This is a genomic window from Streptosporangium sp. NPDC049046, assembly GCF_040649155.1.
Lineage (GTDB): Bacteria > Actinomycetota > Actinomycetes > Streptosporangiales > Streptosporangiaceae > Streptosporangium.
Window position 1 is genome coordinate 1 of record NZ_JBEZEZ010000035.1, and the last position, 15,757, is coordinate 15,757.

General features: G+C 69.6%; 14 protein-coding genes. 3 read left to right on the top strand and 11 right to left on the bottom strand.

The annotated features are described in order from the left end of the window. Window positions 1-646: 646 nt before the first annotated feature. The 10 genes from tyrS to argC all read right to left on the bottom strand — a co-directional run bounded on the left by tyrS (window position 647) and on the right by argC (window position 11,259). A complete protein-coding gene (tyrS, locus tag AB0B96_RS34555; protein ID WP_350949190.1) occupies window positions 647-1,915 on the bottom strand; it encodes a tyrosine--tRNA ligase in 1,269 nt (422 codons plus the stop codon). Between the two features lie 141 nt (window positions 1,916-2,056). After that, entirely contained in the window at window positions 2,057-2,689 is a 633-nt protein-coding gene (locus AB0B96_RS34560) for a DNA-3-methyladenine glycosylase (protein ID WP_362905608.1), read from the bottom strand. Continuing rightward, a complete protein-coding gene (argH, locus tag AB0B96_RS34565) occupies window positions 2,689-4,086 on the bottom strand; it encodes an argininosuccinate lyase (protein ID WP_350949196.1) in 1,398 nt (465 codons plus the stop codon). The genes AB0B96_RS34560 and argH overlap by 1 nt, the downstream gene beginning before the upstream one ends. A 53-nt stretch (window positions 4,087-4,139) precedes the next feature. Beyond that, window positions 4,140-5,348 carry an argininosuccinate synthase gene (locus AB0B96_RS34570; protein WP_350949188.1) on the bottom strand — a complete coding sequence of 403 codons (1,209 nt, stop codon included), beginning with the start codon at window positions 5,346-5,348 and terminating at the stop codon, window positions 4,140-4,142. 67 nt (window positions 5,349-5,415) lie between these two features. Further along, window positions 5,416-5,922 carry an arginine repressor gene (locus tag AB0B96_RS34575; protein WP_350949187.1) on the bottom strand — a complete coding sequence of 169 codons (507 nt, stop codon included), beginning with the start codon at window positions 5,920-5,922 and terminating at the stop codon, window positions 5,416-5,418. Between the two features lie 5 nt (window positions 5,923-5,927). Further along, window positions 5,928-6,929 (bottom strand): ornithine carbamoyltransferase, encoded by a 1,002-nt coding sequence (gene argF / locus AB0B96_RS34580; protein ID WP_362905611.1) that lies wholly within the window; start codon window positions 6,927-6,929, stop codon window positions 5,928-5,930. Then, window positions 6,919-8,070, bottom strand: a complete 1,152-nt coding sequence (locus tag AB0B96_RS34585) for an acetylornithine transaminase (RefSeq protein ID WP_362905701.1) — start codon at window positions 8,068-8,070, stop codon at window positions 6,919-6,921. The genes argF and AB0B96_RS34585 overlap by 11 nt, the downstream gene beginning before the upstream one ends. 56 nt (window positions 8,071-8,126) lie before the next feature. After that, window positions 8,127-9,089: an acetylglutamate kinase gene (argB, locus tag AB0B96_RS34590; protein ID WP_350949185.1), complete on the bottom strand. Its 963-nt coding sequence runs from the start codon at window positions 9,087-9,089 to the stop codon at window positions 8,127-8,129. Further along, entirely contained in the window at window positions 9,086-10,240 is a 1,155-nt protein-coding gene (argJ, locus tag AB0B96_RS34595; RefSeq protein ID WP_362905613.1) for a bifunctional glutamate N-acetyltransferase/amino-acid acetyltransferase ArgJ, read from the bottom strand. Before argJ ends, argB begins: the two co-directional genes overlap by 4 nt. Continuing rightward, window positions 10,237-11,259, bottom strand: coding sequence for an N-acetyl-gamma-glutamyl-phosphate reductase (gene argC / locus AB0B96_RS34600; protein ID WP_362905615.1), 1,023 nt, complete (start codon window positions 11,257-11,259; stop codon window positions 10,237-10,239). Before argC ends, argJ begins: the two co-directional genes overlap by 4 nt. A 273-nt stretch (window positions 11,260-11,532) precedes the next feature. On the opposite strand from argC, the gene AB0B96_RS34605 reads away from it, so the two are divergent. The 3 genes from AB0B96_RS34605 to AB0B96_RS34615 all read left to right on the top strand — a co-directional run bounded on the left by AB0B96_RS34605 (window position 11,533) and on the right by AB0B96_RS34615 (window position 15,339). After that, on the top strand, window positions 11,533-13,194 hold the full coding sequence (locus AB0B96_RS34605; protein WP_362905617.1) for a class I adenylate-forming enzyme family protein: 1,662 nt from the start codon (window positions 11,533-11,535) through the stop codon (window positions 13,192-13,194). Window positions 13,195-13,424: 230 nt separating this feature from the next. Further along, window positions 13,425-14,678, top strand: a complete 1,254-nt coding sequence (locus tag AB0B96_RS34610; protein WP_362905619.1) for an MFS transporter — start codon at window positions 13,425-13,427, stop codon at window positions 14,676-14,678. An 82-nt stretch (window positions 14,679-14,760) separates the two neighbouring features. Further along, entirely contained in the window at window positions 14,761-15,339 is a 579-nt protein-coding gene (locus AB0B96_RS34615) for a Uma2 family endonuclease (protein ID WP_362905703.1), read from the top strand. A gap of 112 nt (window positions 15,340-15,451) precedes the next feature. Here AB0B96_RS34615 and AB0B96_RS34620 read toward each other — a convergent pair whose 3' ends face one another. Further along, a complete protein-coding gene (locus AB0B96_RS34620) occupies window positions 15,452-15,697 on the bottom strand; it encodes a hypothetical protein (protein WP_362905621.1) in 246 nt (81 codons plus the stop codon). Window positions 15,698-15,757 lie beyond the last annotated feature (60 nt).

Sequence of the window (15,757 nt, forward strand, 5' to 3'; positions counted from 1 at the left end):
GCGGGTAGGACGGGGTTGTGCTTCATGCACTGGCTTTTAACACACTGTTGAGTTCTCAAGAAACGGACGCGTACACCATCACCCTGACCCGACCAACCGGTCCGGCAGAACTCCGGGGCGTTCCATTTCGTATTTCAACCGTACAAGCCTATCAAGATTGTGTCAAATTGCTGACCGGCAGCCGTATTGTCACAAAACCTGTAAACTCGCTAGGATTCTCTCCGCCTCGCTCTCGAGGCAACCCACTGAACCAACCCTGCCATCCAGGACACAGCGAACTCAACCGGTTTTCCGGTGACCTACGCGGAGTCCGAACGCTCAGGTTCGTTCAGGTGGAGTGGCCCTGGGCCCGTCCGCCGATCGGCGTCCGGCTCGCTCCGGGGCATTGAAAAGATTATGCGCCCTTCGAAGCATCGTCAAATCAGCTGCTCCCAACAAAACCGCAGGTCAGCGCGGTTGCTTAGGAAAACCAGGAGCGTTCGCTACCGGAACGTTACTCAACAAGACGGCCGGTATCCCGGCCGGAGCCGGACGCCGACCACTCGGGATCTTCCGCGTTGACCTGACCAAAGGCCAAAAACCAACAAAGACCGGGACAACACGGAAGATCCACATCACACCAGTGCGCGGATGTGCGGAGGAAAAGTCAGGGCGCGAGGATCTCGACGCCGCCGACGGAACGCTTGCCACGGCGCAGTACCAGGAAGCGTCCGTGGAGCAGATCATCGGCGGACGGCACGTACGCCTCGTCGGTGACCTTGACGTTGTTGAGGTAGGCGCCCCCCTCCTTCACCGCTCGGCGCGCCTCCGACTTCGACTTGACCAGGCCACTCTCGGCGAGCAGGTCGACGAAGGACGCCCCCAAGGTGGGGACCTCCGCACGCGGCACCTCGGCGAGGGCCTCCCCCAGCGTGCGCGCCGGCAGCTCCTGCAGGGAGCCCTGGCCGAACAGGGCCGCCGAGGCGGCGATCACCGCGGCGCACTCGTCGGCGCCGTGCAGCAGCGTGGTGAACTCCTCGGCGAGCGCCCGCTGCGCCTCGCGCCCGGCGGGCCGCTCGGCGGCGGCCTTCTCCAGCCCTTCGATCTCCTCACGGGACCGGAAGCTGTAGATCTTGAGGAATTTCACCACGTCACGGTCGTCCGCGTTCAGCCAGAACTGGTAGAACGCGTACGGGGAGGTCATCTCCGGGTTGAGCCAGACCGCGCCGCCGGCCGTCTTGCCGAATTTGGTCCCGTCGGCCTTGGTGATCAACGGCACGGTGAGGGCGTGCACGTGGCTTCCTGTCACCCGGCGGATGAGGTCGGTTCCCGCCGTGATGTTGCCCCACTGGTCGCTGCCACCGATCTGGAGCGTGCAGCCGTGGCGCCTGTTCAGCTCCAGGTAGTCGTTGGCCTGCAGGATCTGGTAGCTGAACTCGGTGTAGCTGAGCCCTTCTCCGCCCAGTCGGGCCGAGACCGACTCGCGGGCGAGCATCCGGTTGACCGGGAAGTGCTTGCCGACGTCGCGCAGGAAGTCGATCGCGGACATGCCCTCGGTCCAGTCGAGGTTGCTGACGAGGATCCCGGTCTTCTCGTCCGAGAAGTCAAGGAACTTCTCCACCTGGACGCGGATCCGCGCCACCCATTCGGCCACGACGTCGGAGGAGTTGAGCGAGCGCTCGGTGCTCCGTCCGCTGGGGTCGCCGATCAGGCCCGTCGCGCCTCCCACCAGGCCGATGGCCCGGTGGCCCGCCCGCTGGAGGCGGGTGAGGGTGAGCAGCGGGACCAGATTGCCGACGTGCAGGGAGGGTGCGGTCGGGTCGAAGCCGCAATAGACCGTGATCGGACCCTCGGCCATCGCCGCGCGCAGGGCGTCGATGTCGGTGGACTGCGCGATCAGGCCGCGCCAGGCGAGGTCATCCAGAATGTCGGTCACGATCCTTGCTTTCCAATGCTCGAAGGGACATTTAGCGCTCTCGTACACCCTGCCCGATCACGGCACCACCGCGCCACTCGAAACCCTTCTCGCGCCCCAGGACAGTCGGGAGAAAGATCGGCAAGGGAGAGCATGCGCGGCCTACCGCCGGCGCGGGACATGCGGGCGGTGGGGTGAGACCGTGGGCTCGCCGTCGATCCAGAAGCGCCACGGGGTCTCCTTTCCTGACGAGACACCGGTGCGTGGCCCCGACAGGACGGACGACGCCTTGGCAGGTTCGCCCTCGATCACGGAGAGTGATCCCGGGGCGCAGGCGTCGAGCCCGTTGTGCTCGCGGGTGAATCCGAGCGACACCGCCAGTCGCGCCGGCCCCCTGGCGAGATCGACCTCCCTGACGGGCTTGGTGCTTCCCGCGCTCCGGCGGGCCAGGGCGGTCTCCACGCCGGAGATCACCTCTCCGGCCCGCAGCAGCACACCGGAGCCGATCATCTCGGGGAGGCACGTGAGGTTGGCGCAGAAGTGCATACCGTACGTGAAATAGACGTACAGGTGACCCGGTGGGCCGAACATCACCGCGTTACGTGGCGTCCGGCCCCGGTAGGTGTGCGACGCGGGGTCCTCACCCGGCAGCCCGTAGGCCTCTACCTCGGTGAGACGCAACGTGACCTGTCCGTGTACGAGCACCCGTCCCAGCAGGTCGGGGGCGACCTCGTGGGCGGGCCGGTCGAAGAAGCCGCGGGCCAGCGGCGTGTCGGACCGGTCCTCGCCCCGCATCAGCTTCCGCTCGCCCAGGCGGCCTGAGCGTCGACGATCTCCCGCAGCGCGATGAGCTGGTCGCGGACCCGGTCGGGTGCCGTACCGCCGTGCGCCTTGCGGGCCGCCAGAGCGCCGGGCACCGAGAGGACCTCACGGGAGTCGGGTGTGAAGTGCGGTGAGACCTTGGCCAGCTCCTCGTCGGTGAGCTCGCCGAAGTCCTTGTCGTTGACCTGGCACCAGACGACCAGGTGCCCGACCGCCTCATGAGCCTCGCGGAAGGCGACCCCCCTGCGGACCAGCAGCTCGGCCAGGTCGGTGGCGAGCGCGAACCCGTCGGGGGCCGAGGCCTCCAGCTTGGCGGTGTTGACGCGCATGGTCGCGACGAGTCCGGCCATCGCGGGAAGGACCAGCAGCAGGCTGTCGACGGAGTCGAACACCGGCTCCTTGTCCTCCTGCAGGTCGCGGTTGTAGGTCAGCGGCAGGCCCTTGAGGGTCGTCAGCAGCGCCATGAGGTTGCCGATGAGACGACCGCTCTTGCCTCGGGCCAGCTCGGCCACGTCGGGGTTCTTCTTCTGCGGCATGATCGACGAGCCGGTGGAGTAGGCGTCGTCCATCTCGATCCAGCGGAACTCCTGCGAGGCCCACAGGACGATCTCCTCGCCCAGCCGCGACAGGTGCACGCCGATCATCGCCGCGTCGAACAGGAACTCGGCGGCGAAGTCGCGGTCGGCGACCGCGTCCATCGAGTTGGGCGCGGCGGAGTCGAAGCCGAGCTCTCCGGCCACGGCCCGGGGGTCGAGCGGCAGGGAGGATCCGGCCAGCGCCCCCGCTCCCAGCGGGGAGACGGCGGCGCGCCTGTCCCAGTCGCGCAGGCGATCGATGTCGCGGGCGAAGGCGTGCACGTGCGCCAGGAGCTGGTGGCCGAAGGAGACCGGCTGCGCGTGCTGCAGGTGGGTCATACCGGGGGCCGCGGTCTCCGCGTGCTCCTCGGCCTGGCTCATCAGCGCGGTCTCCAGCTCCACCAGCCTGGACACGATGTGCCTGACGTGGTCGCGGAGGTAGAGCCGTAGGTCGGTGGCGACCTGGTCGTTGCGGCTGCGACCGGCCCGGAGCTTGCCTCCGAGCGTGCCGAGGCGTTCCAGCAGGCCGCGCTCCAGTGCGGTGTGGACGTCCTCGTCGGCGACGGTCGGCCGGAACTCGCCCGCCTTGCAGGCGCGCTCCAGGTCGTCCAGGGCGCCGATCATGCGCGCCAGCTCGTCGTCGCTCAGCAGGTTCGCGCGGTGCAGCACCCTGGCGTGCGCGCGCGAGGCCATCAGGTCGTACGGCACCAGCCGCCAGTCGAAGTGCACGCTCACCGAGAGCCTGGTCAGCGCGTCGGCCGGACCTCCTTCGAACCGGCCGCCCCAGAGCCGCATGGGCTTGCCACCATCAGTCACCGTTGTTCTCCCTCCCAGTTCAATCCGCGACCTTAGCCCAATCGGACCGGTCGGGCGTCACGGGCGGAGGCAATCTTGGAGGGCAGGCTCCACAGCTCGACGAATCCCCTGGCGAGGGACTGGTCGAAGGTGTCGCCGGTGTCGTAGGTGGCGAGGTTGAAGTCGTACAGCGACGCCTCGGAGCGGCGCCCGGTCACGGTGGCCCGGCCGCCGTGCAGGGTCATCCTGATCTCGCCGGTGACGTGCTCCTGTGCCTCGGCGATGAAGGTGTCGAGGGCCTTCTTGAGCGGGGAGAACCAGAGGCCGTCGTAGACGAGTTCGCCCCAGCGCTGGTCCACCGACCGCTTGAAGCGGGCGAGGTCGCGTTCGACGGTGACGTTCTCCAGCTCCATGTGGGCGGTGATCAGGGCGATGGCGCCCGGCGCCTCGTAGACCTCTCGGGACTTGATGCCGACGAGCCGGTCCTCGACCATGTCGAGGCGGCCGACGCCCTGGGCGCCCGCGCGGCGGTTGAGCTCCTCGATGATCCGGAACGGGGTGAGATGACGCCCGTCCAGCGCCACGGGGACGCCCTTGACGAAGCTGATGATGACCTCGTCCGCGTCGCGCGGCTGTGCCGGGTCGGCGGTGTAGGCGTAGATGTCCTCGATCGGGCCGTTCCAGATGTCCTCGAGGAAGCCGGTCTCGATTGCCCTGCCCCAGATGTTCTGGTCGATGGAGTACGGGTTCTTGCTGGACGTCTCGATCGGCAGGTTCTTCTTCTCGGCGTAGGCGATCGCCTTGTCCCGGGTCCACGCGTAGTCGCGGGCGGGGGCGATGACCTTGAGTTCGGGGTACAGGGCGGCCAGGCCGGCCTCGAAGCGGACCTGGTCGTTACCCTTGCCGGTGCAGCCGTGCGAGACGTGCGTGCCGCCGAACTCCTTCGCCGCCGCGGCCAGGTGCTTGACGATCAGCGGCCGCGACAGGGCGGAGACCAGGGGGTAGCGGTCCATGTAGAGGGCGTTGGCCTGCAGGGCGGGCACGCAGAAGTCGGTGGCGAACTCCTCGCGGGCGTCCACGACGACGGACTCCACGGCGCCGCAGTCGATGGCGCGCTTGCGGATGACCTCCATGTCCTCGCCGCCCTGGCCGACGTCCACGGCGACCGCGACGACCTCGGCACCGGTCTTCTCGGCGAGGAAGGGAATGGCGACGGAGGTGTCGAGTCCTCCGGAGAATGCGAGTACGACCCGGTCGGTCATGATGGATATCTCCAAGATCTTGTTGGCACAGGAGTCAGATGTTGCCAGGGATGACCGCCTGAGCAGGCTAAATACGTCGGTCGGCGTGCCGCAGCAATCCCTCGGCGACAGCTGCCCCGCCCATCGGGTCGCGGCTGATGACGAGAATCGTGTCGTCTCCCGCGACGGTGCCCAGGATGGACTCCCAGTCGGCGTGGTCGATGGCGGAGGCGAGGAACTGCGCGGCGCCCGGCGGCGTACGGACGATGACCAGGTTGGCGGAGGCCTCGGCGGAGACGAGGAGTTCCTCCGCGAACCTGCTGAGCCTGGCGGCGGGTGACTCTCCGGTGCCGAGCCTGGCGAGCCCTATCCGGCCGCCGCCCTCCCCTGGCAGGGCGTAGACCAGGGAGCCGTCCTCGGCGCGCAGCTTGAGCGCGCCGAGTTCGTCCAGGTCGCGGGAGAGGGTGGCCTGGGTGACCTCGACACCGCTCTCCAGCAGGAGTTTGGCCAGTTCGGGCTGGGATCTGACCGGTTGCCGCTGCAGGAGATCGGCGATCCGTGCCTGGCGGGCGACCTTGGTCATCGGGATCGTCACGCGGATCACCCGCCTCCGGGCGTGTCACCCGCGGGGTCGGCGTTCCGGGACCCGTCGCGGCCCGCCATCGAGACCAGCCAGTACAGCAGGGCCTTCTGGGCGTGCAGCCGGTTTTCCGCCTGGTCCCACACCAGGCTCCGCGGGCCGTCGAGGACCTCGGCGGAGATCTCCAGGTCGCGGTAGGCGGGCAGGCAGTGCAGGACGACGGCGCCGGGGGCGGCCCGGCTCATCAGCGCGGCGTTGACCTGGTACGGCATGAGGTCGGCGATCCGCTGTTCCTTGCCGTCCTGGCCCATGGAGACCCAGGTGTCGGTGGCGATCACGTCCGCGCCCGCGGCGGCCTCGGCCGGGTCGGCGAGGACGGCGACGGATCCGCCGGTCTCGGCGGCGACCTCGCCGGCCCGCCGGAGGATCTCGGCGTCCGGCAGGTATCCGGCGGGGGTGGCGATCCGCACGTGCATGCCCGCGACGGCCCCGCCGAGCAGGTAGGAGTGGGCCATGTTGTTGGCCCCGTCCCCGAAGTAGGCCAGGGTGAGCCCCGCCGTCCTGCCGAAGTGCTCCCGCACGGTTTGCAGGTCGGCGAGGATCTGGCAGGGGTGGAACTCGTCGGTGAGGGCGTTGACCACCGGCACCGAGGACGCCGAGGCCATGGCCTCGATCCTCTCCTGGCCCGAGGTGCGCCACACGATCGCGCCCACCTGGCGTTCCAGGACTCGGGCGGTGTCCTCGATCGACTCGCCCCGGCCCATCTGGGAGGATCCGGCGTCGAGGATGAGGGGGAGCCCGCCGAGCTCGCCGATACCGACCGCGAAGGAGACGCGGGTGCGGGTGGAGTGCTTGTCGAAGAGGACGGCGACGGTCTGCGGGCCCTCGAAGGGGCGGTAGGCGTAGCGGTCCTTCTTCACGGCCTCGGCCAGGTCGAGCACCTGGGCCTGCTCTGCGGGCGAGAGGTCGTCGTCCCTCAGGAAGTGCCTGACGTGCGCCTGTCCGGCGAGGTTACTGGGCATCTGCGGCCTCGTCGAGGATGGCGGGAAGGGCGGCCACGAAGGCCGCGACCTGGGCGGATGTGATCACCAGCGGGGGCGCGAGCCGTACCGCGTCGGGCTGGAGGGCGTTGACCAGGAAGCCCGCGCGCTGCGCGGCGGCCTGGACCTGGGCGGAGCGGTTATCACTCAGCACGACGGCCCGCCACAGCCCCCGGCCGCGGACACCGGCGAGCAGCGGGTGGTCGATCGCGGCGATGCCCTCCACGAGTTCGGCACCGAGGGTGCGGACGTGCTCCAGCAGGCCGTCCCTGTCGATGGTGTCGAGGACGGCGAGCGCGGCGGCGGCGGAGACGGGGTTTCCGCCGAAGGTGGAGCCGTGGTCTCCCTGGGCGAGGACGGTGGCCGCCGCGCCGAAGCCGACGCAGGCGCCGATCGGCATGCCGCCGCCGAGGCCCTTGGCCAGGGTGAGCACGTCGGGCAGGATGCCCTCGTGCTGGTGGGCGAACCAGTGCCCGGTGCGGCCGATCGCCGACTGGATCTCGTCGGCGACGAGCAGCGCGCCGGTGGCGTCGCAGATCTCCCTCGCGGCCGTGAAGTAGCCCTCGGGCGGGGGCACGACGCCCGCTTCGCCCTGGGTGGGTTCGAGGAAGACCGCCGCGCACTCGCCGGTGACCGCGTTCTTGAGCGCGTCCGCGTCACCGTAGGGGACGAAGCGGACATCGATCGAGAACGGGCCGAACTGGTCGCGGATCGAGGGCTTGCCGGTCAGGGCGAGCGCGCCGAGGGTACGGCCGTGGAAGGCGTTCTCCGCGGCCACGAAGTAGGTGCGGCCGTTCGACTTGCCGTACTTGAGGGAGAGCTTCAGCGCGGCCTCGTTGGCCTCGGTACCGGAGTTGCTGAGGAACACCTTGGCCGGGGCTTTGAGCAGGCCGAGCAGACGCTCGGCGAGCAGCACCTCGGGCTCGTGCAGGAAGAGGTTGCTGGTGTGGGCGAGCGTGGCGACCTGACGGGAGACGGCCTCCACCAGCGCGGGATGGGCGTGGCCGAGCGAGCTGACCGCGATGCCGCCGATCAGGTCGAGATACTCGCGGCCGTCGACGTCCCAGACCCTCGCGCCCTCGCCTCGGGCCAGCGCCAACGGGGGCACGCCGTAGTTGGCCATGAAGGCGGCCTCGAAGCGCCTGGCGAGCGCCTCTCCGGCGGGGCTTTCCTGCGTGCTCACTCGTCGTTCCCCTTCAGCTGGGCGGGGGCCTCGGGCCGCCGCCTGACCGGCTCCGGCGCGGCCGCCGCCTCGGCGGCGTCCGGCAGCACCATGGTTCCTATGCCCTCGTCGGTGAAGATCTCCAGCAGCACCGAGTGGGGCACCCTGCCGTCGAGCACGTGGGCCCGTGGCACGCCGCCCTGGACGGCGGTCAGGCACGCCTCCATCTTGGGGATCATGCCGCTGGACAGGCTCGGCAGGAGCTTCTCCAGCTCGGTGGCGGACAGCTGCTCGATGATCTCGTTCTCGTCGGTGCCGGGGCGCCAGTCGCGGTACAGGCCCTCGACGTCGGTCAGGACGATCAGCTTGGAGGCCTGGAGCGCCACGGCGAGCGCGGCGGCGGCGGTGTCGGCGTTGACGTTGTAGACGGTGCCGTCGTCGCTGCGCGCGACCGAGGAGATCACCGGGATCCGTCCGTCGTCCAGCAGCGCCCGCACGGCTCCCGCCTCGACCTTGACGATGTCGCCGACCTGGCCGATGTCGACGCCGACGCCGTCGACGACGGCGTGCTTGCGTACGGCGGTGAACAGGTGGGCGTCCTCGCCCGACATGCCGATCGCGAACGGCCCGTGCCGGTTGATCAGGCCGACCACGTCGCGGTTGACCTGGCCGACGAGGACCATCCTGACGACCTGCATGGCCTCGGGGGTGGTGACCCTGAGCCCCGCGGTGAAGGTGGACTCGATGCCGAGGAGGTCGAGCTGGGCGTTGATCTGCGGCCCTCCCCCGTGCACGATCACCGGCTTGAGCCCGGCGTAGCGCAGGAAGACGACGTCGGCGGCGAACTTCTCGCGAAGGTGCTCCTCGGTCATCGCGTTGCCGCCGTACTTGATGACGACGGTCGCGCCGTGGAAACTCGCGAGCCAGGGCAGGGCCTCGATCAGCGTGGTGGCCTTCGTCAGTGCCTCGGCGCGCCTCATGTGGAGTACGCCGAGTTCTCGTGGACGTACTCCGCGGTGAGGTCGGTGGTGTGGATCGTCGCCGAATGCGGTCCCGCCGACAGGTCGATGGTGATCGTCACCTCGCGCGGGGTGAGGTCGACCTTGGAGCGGTCGTCGCCCGCGGCGCCGCCCCTGCAGATCCAGATGCCGTTCATCGCCACGTTGAGCCTGTCGGGTTCGAACACGGCGTCGGTGGTGCCGACGGCCGACAGCACCCGGCCCCAGTTGGGGTCCTCGCCGTAGATGGCGCACTTGAAGAGGTTGGAGCGGGAAACGGTGCGGCCGACGGTGACCGCGTCGTCCTCGGAGGCGGCTCCGACGACCTCGATGGCGATCGCCTTGGAGGCGCCCTCGGCGTCCATCAGCAGCTGGCGGGCGAGGTCGGCGCAGACGGCGAGAAGCACCTGCTCGAACTCGGCGAGGTCGGGAACGACCCCGGAGGCGCCGCTGGCCAGGAGCAGCACGGTGTCGTTGGTGGACATGCAGCCGTCGGCGTCGAGGCGGTCGAAGGTGACCCGCGTCACCTTACGGAGCACCTCGTCGAGGTGCTCGGCGGGCAGGTCCGCGTCGGTGGTGATCACCGACAGCATGGTGGCGAGGCCGGGGGCGAGCATGCCCGCGCCCTTCGCCATGCCGCCGACCATGTAGCCGCCCTCGCCTTTTCTGAAGGAGATCTTCGAGACGGTGTCGGTGGTGCGGATGGCGTCGGCGGCGGCCAGGCCACCGTCCCTGGCGAGCTGGGAGACCGCGATGTCGACCCCGGCCAGCAGCGAGTCCATCGGCAGCCGCTCACCGATCAGGCCGGTGGAACAGACCGCGATCTCCCCCGCCGAGTCTCCCAGTGCTTCGGCGACCTTCTCCGCGGTGGCGTGGGTGTCCTGGAAGCCGAGCGGCCCGGTGCAGGCGTTGGCGCCGCCGGAGTTGAGGACGACGGCGTGGACCCGGCCTCCGGCCAGCACCTGGGCGGACCACAGGACCGGCGCGGCCTTCACCCGGTTGCTGGTGAAGACCCCGGCCGCGGCGCGCGAGGGGCCGTCGTTGACGATCAGTGCCAGGTCGCGGTCGGCGCTGGACTTGATCCCGGCGTCGACACCCGACGCCCGGAAGCCGAGAGGTGCGGTCACGCTCATGGGGCGACTCCATTGAGAGGTAGGCCGAACTCTTCCGGCAGGCCGAGGGCGAGATTGGCGCTCTGGATCGCGCCTCCGGCCGTGCCCTTGGTGAGGTTGTCGATGGCGACGACGGCGACGACGCGGCCCGCACGCTCGTCCAGGACGACCTGGAGAGCGGCGGTGTTGGCGCCGAGGGTCATCGAGGTCGCGGGCCACTGGCCCTCGGGGAGCAGCCGCAGGAACGGCTCGTCCTTGGTGGCGGTCTCGTACGCCTCGCGCAGGACCGCCGGGGTGAGGCCGGGCCTGGCGGGGGCGGTGCAGGTGGCGAGGATGCCGCGGCTCATCGGTGCCAGCACGGGGGTGAAGGAGACGGTGACCGGCTCACCCGCCAGGGGGGAGAGGTTCTGCTCCATCTCCGGGGTGTGCCGGTGGACGCCGCCGACACCGTACGCGCTGGCGGAGCCCATCACCTCGCTGCCCAGGAGGTTCGGCTTGGGCGCCCTGCCGGCCCCGCTGGTGCCGCTGGCGGCGACCACCACCACGTCGGGGCCGACGAGTCCGGCGGCGAAGGCGGGGAACATGGCCAGGGTGACGGCCGTCGGGTAGCACCCCGGCACGGCGATCCTCCGGGTGGCGCGCAGCTCCTCGCGTCGCCCCGGCAGCTCGGGCAGCCCGTAGGGCCAGGTGCCCGCGTGTACGCCACCGTAGAAGTGCTCCCAGGCGGCGGGGTCGGCGAGCCGGAAGTCGGCGCCGCAGTCGACCACGAGGGTGCCGTCGCCGAGCCGCTCGGCGACGGCGGCCGACTGCCCGTGCGGCAGGGCGAGGAAGACGAGGTCGTGGCCGCCGAGGGTCTCGGGAGTGGTCTCCAGCAGGACCCTGTCGGCCAGCGGGGCCAGGTGTGGCTGGTGGGCGCCGAGGGCGGTGCCCGCGCTTGAGGCCGCCGTCAGCGCGCCGATCTCGATGCCGGGGTGGGACAGCAGCAGGCGCAGGAGCTCACCTCCGGCGTAACCGCTGGCACCCGCGATCGCCGCTCTCATCCGACCCCTCTCGGTTTCTGCATATTCATGCACTACTTCTCATGGACTTACTAGAAAGATTATGCATCTTGAAGGATTGCCATGCAAGCCCGGCGAGGGCGACGGGCTTCCAGGCTCAGAAATACCCCACCCAGGCTGAAAGATCAGAAAATCACGCTTCGCGACTTGTGAATACGGGCACGAGGCCATCGGTCATGTTTCGGCCCTGTTGCACGTACCTACCGGTCGGTATCGTGGCGTTTCCGGCCCCTCGTCCTCCGGGAGTGCGAACGCATGACTGTCACCCATGACCAGCTCCAGGCCCGGCTCACCGCACCGGGGCAGCTTTTCGAGACGGAAGAGATCCTCAGCCACGGCGGGACCGTCAAAACCTGGAAGCACGCGCCCCGCGACTTCCGGGCACTTCTCGAGACGAGCAGGTTCCACGGCGACAAGGTCTTCCTGGCGTACGAGGACGAACGCATCACCTACGAGGAGCACTACCGGCTGGCCGCCACGCTCGCGCGACGCCTGGTGGACGACTACGGCGTGGTCAAGGGCGACCGGGTGGCCATCGCCATGCGCAACTACCCCGAATGGGTGATCGCCTTCTCGGCCGCGCTGGCCGCGGGGGCGATAGCCGTACCGCTCAACGCGTGGTGGACGCCGCAGGAGCTGGAGTACGGGCTTGCCGACTCGGGGGCCAAGGTGCTGATCGCCGACGGAGAACGGGCGGCCGGGCTCGCCGGGCCCGGCCCGGCGCTCATCGTGACCCGCGGCGAGACACCCGAAGGCGCCCGCTCCTTCGAGGACGTGCTGGGCGAGGTGGAGGCGGACGTGACGCTGCCACCGGTCGACCTCTCCCCCGAGGACCCGGCGACGATCTTCTACACCTCCGGCACCACCGGCCGCCCCAAGGGCGCGCTCGGCAGCCACCGCAACCTCGGGCAGTCGCCGATGACCGTCGCCTACGGCATGTACCGGGGCGCGATCAGGGCGGGCAAGGATCCGGGTGAGACCTCGGGGCAGCGGCGGATCACCCTGCTCACCGTGCCGCTCTTCCACGCCACCGGCTGCTTCGCGGTGCTGACCACCACCATGTTCAGCGGGGGTGGCCTGGTGCTGATGTACAAGTGGGACCCGGGCCGCGCGCTGGAGCTGATCGAGCGCGAGCGGATCACCGGTCTCACCGGCGTCCCCACCAACGTGTGGCAGCTCCTGTCGCACCCCGACCTGGGCAAGTACGACATCTCCAGCCTCAGCGGCCTCGGGTACGGCGGCGCCCCCGCCCCGCCGAAACTGCTGGAGCGCATCACCGAGCAGCTGCCCAACCGCTCCTCCTCCAACGGGTACGGCATGACCGAGACCACCGCGCTCGCCATCAGCAACACCGGAGCCGACTACCTGGCCAAACCCGACAGCATCGGCCTGCCGATGGCCGTGGTCGAGGTGCGGATCGCCGACCCGGGTGGCGGCGAGGTGCCGGTCGGCGCGGTCGGCGAACTCTGCCTGCGCGGCCCGAACGTCATCCTGGGCTACTGGAACCGGCCCGAGGCCACCGCGGAGACCATCGTCGACGGGTGGCTGCACACCGGAGACCTTGCCAGGGTGGACGAGGAGGGGTTCGTGTTCATCGTGGACCGGGCCAAGGACATGGTCATCCGCGGCGGCGAGAACGTCTACTGCGCCGAGGTCGAGGCCGCACTGTTCGAACACCCGGCGGTCGAGGACGCCGCGGTGATAGGAATCCCTCACGAGGAACTGGGCGAGGAGGTCGGCGCGGTGCTCCGCCTGTCGTCCCCGGCGAGCGACGAGGAACTGCGGGCCTTCCTGCGCGAGCGGATCGCCCCCTTCAAGATCCCGGTCAGGTTCTGGGTCCGCGAGACGGAGCTCCCCCGCAACCCCGGCGGCAAGATCCTCAAGACCCGCCTGCGCCAGGAGGTCCTCAACCTCTGACACACCGCTCCGTACCCGCAGGACACCCGCAGGAGACCCCGGGGGACCACATGCGGCCGGGCGTCCCGTCCTCATCGCCTTCCCCGCGCCGGAAACGGTTTTCCGATACCCCACCCCGACGGTGACCTGTTCGGAAAATGGTTTGCCCTCGCACAGGTCACCGTCGACACTGACTGCTCGTGCCGGAAAACGCCGATCGACCGATCAAATCCCTGCTTCGCCGTCTGGCGATGGATCTCAGCCCTCTGCGCGACTCGCGTGACTTCCGGCTGCTCTTCGGCTCCGGCGTCATCACGATGTTCGGCACCTTCCTGACACTGGTCGCGGTCCCGCTGCAGATGAAGGAGCTCACCGGCTCCTACCTGGCGGTCGGCCTGGTCAGCGTGGCCGAGTTCGTCCCGATGGTGGTGTGCGGGCTCTGGGGCGGGGCGATCGCCGACGCCCTCGACCGACGCAAGATCATTCTCCTCACCGAGGTGGGCCTCTGCCTCACGGTCGCGATCCTGACCCTCAACGCGCTGCTGCCGAAACCACAGGTCTGGGTGCTGTACGTGGTCGGCGCGCTCTCGGCCGGGCTGGGCAGCCTGCAGCGGCCCAGCCTGGAGGCGCTGCTGCCGCGCGTGGTCAGGCACGACCAGCTGACCGCGGCCGCCGCCCTCAGCGCATTCCGGTGGAACCTGGGCGCCATCGTCGCCCCGGGCCTCAGCGGCCTGATCGCGGCCTGGTTCGGCGTCGCCGCCGCGTACGGCATCAACGTCGTGACTTTCCTTGCCTCCCTGGTCCTGCTCTGGATGGTCCGGGCCCAGCCGCGCTCGGAGGACAGTCCCGAAGCCTCGATCGGTTCCCTGATCGAGGGGGTCCGCTACGCCGTGGGCCGCTCCGACCTGATGGGCACCTATCTGGTCGACATCGCCGCGATGATCTTCGCGTTCTCCACCGCACTGTATCCGTTCCTCGCCGACGAGCTGGGCGCCCCCGAGGCTCTCGGACTCTTCTTCTCCGCCTCCGCCATCGGCTCGCTGATCGCCTCGGTCACCTCCGGATGGACCGCGCACGTGCACCGGCACGGCCTCGGCGTGATCGTCGCGGCGGCCGTATGGGGGGTGGCGGTGGCGCTGGCGGCGCTGATGCCCAACGTCTGGGGCATCTTCGCCTTCCTGGCCGTGGCCGGGGCCGCCGACATGATCAGCGGCGTCTTCCGTTCGACCATCTGGAACCAGACCATCCCCGACGAGTTCCGCGGCCGTCTGGCGGGGATCGAGCTGCTCTCCTACACCAGCGGCCCGATGCTCGGCAACGCCAGGGCCGGCCTGATGGCCCAGCTCGGCGGCACCCGCTTCTCCCTGGGCGCCGGCGGGCTGCTGTGCGTCGGCGCGGTAGCCGCGATGGCCGCACTGCTGCCGAGGTTCCGCACCTACGACGCCCGCACCGACGAGCACGCGGTCAGGGAGCGCGCCCGCCGCGAGGAGGCCGCCCGCGCCTGAGACGGGCACCGGCGAACATCCTCACGGAACGCAATCCCATTGCTACTGTGAGACCATGACGGTCGACGTTCGGAGCCCTGAGATGACGGAGTCCTCACTGCCCGACTGGGCCTTCCCCCCGCCGGAGGGGTTCGTCGCAGAGGATCTCGATCGCATTCCGCAATTGCCCGCACACACAGAGTTAATTGATGGAAGCCTGGTCTTCGTGAGTCCTCAGGCTTCTTTTCACACGCGAGCGGTGGATCTACTGGTCGGCGCCCTTCGCCGCGCCGCGCCCGCCGATCTGCGAGCGCGCCGGGAGATGAGCGTCGTCTTGGGCGAGCAACAGCGGCCCGAGCCCGACATCAGCGTCATCCATGCCTCCGCCGAGCACAGCCCGGAGCAGACCTTCTACCGGGCCGAGGATGTCGTGCTGGCGGTGGAGGTCATCTCCCCCGACTCCAAAAAGCGCGACCGCGACCGCAAGCCGACGCTGTACGCCGAGGCCGGCATCGCGCACTTCTGGCTGGTCGAGAACCAGTCGGGAAAGCCCGCCGTCTATGTCTACGAGCTCGACCCGGTCGCCAGGTCCTACGTTCTCACCGGCATCCACCACGACCGGCTCAAGATCTCGGCACCGTTCGACATCGACATCGACCTGACGGACATCGACCAGCTCTAAGAGGTCTGGCCCCGCGCTCCGTACACCCCCGAGGCGGGCTTCGCCGCACCGGCCGGACACTCCCGCCCTTGGGCGGAGCCCACCGGCCGGGGCCGTGTCTCACACCGGCGCCTCATCCGCTCTCGCACCAGCCCTCGTACCTCTCGGCCAGCGCCTCCAGCCGGGTAAACCCCTCCGGCGACAGCGCGCCGGAAGGGTCTTCGATGACCACCAGCCACTGAGCGTCCTCGGCGTCGTCCTCGCCCGCGAGGGTCTCCCTCACCACCTCGGGCACCCCGATCCCCGGGAACTCCACAGCCACGATCTCGGCGACCTCCTCGGCGTCGTCACGCTCGGCGAACACCAGCAGATGCCTCATCACCCCTCCTCCCGGACAAAGCTCTTCTCCGCTCCGGCAGGCGATCCGCCCCAAGCGACC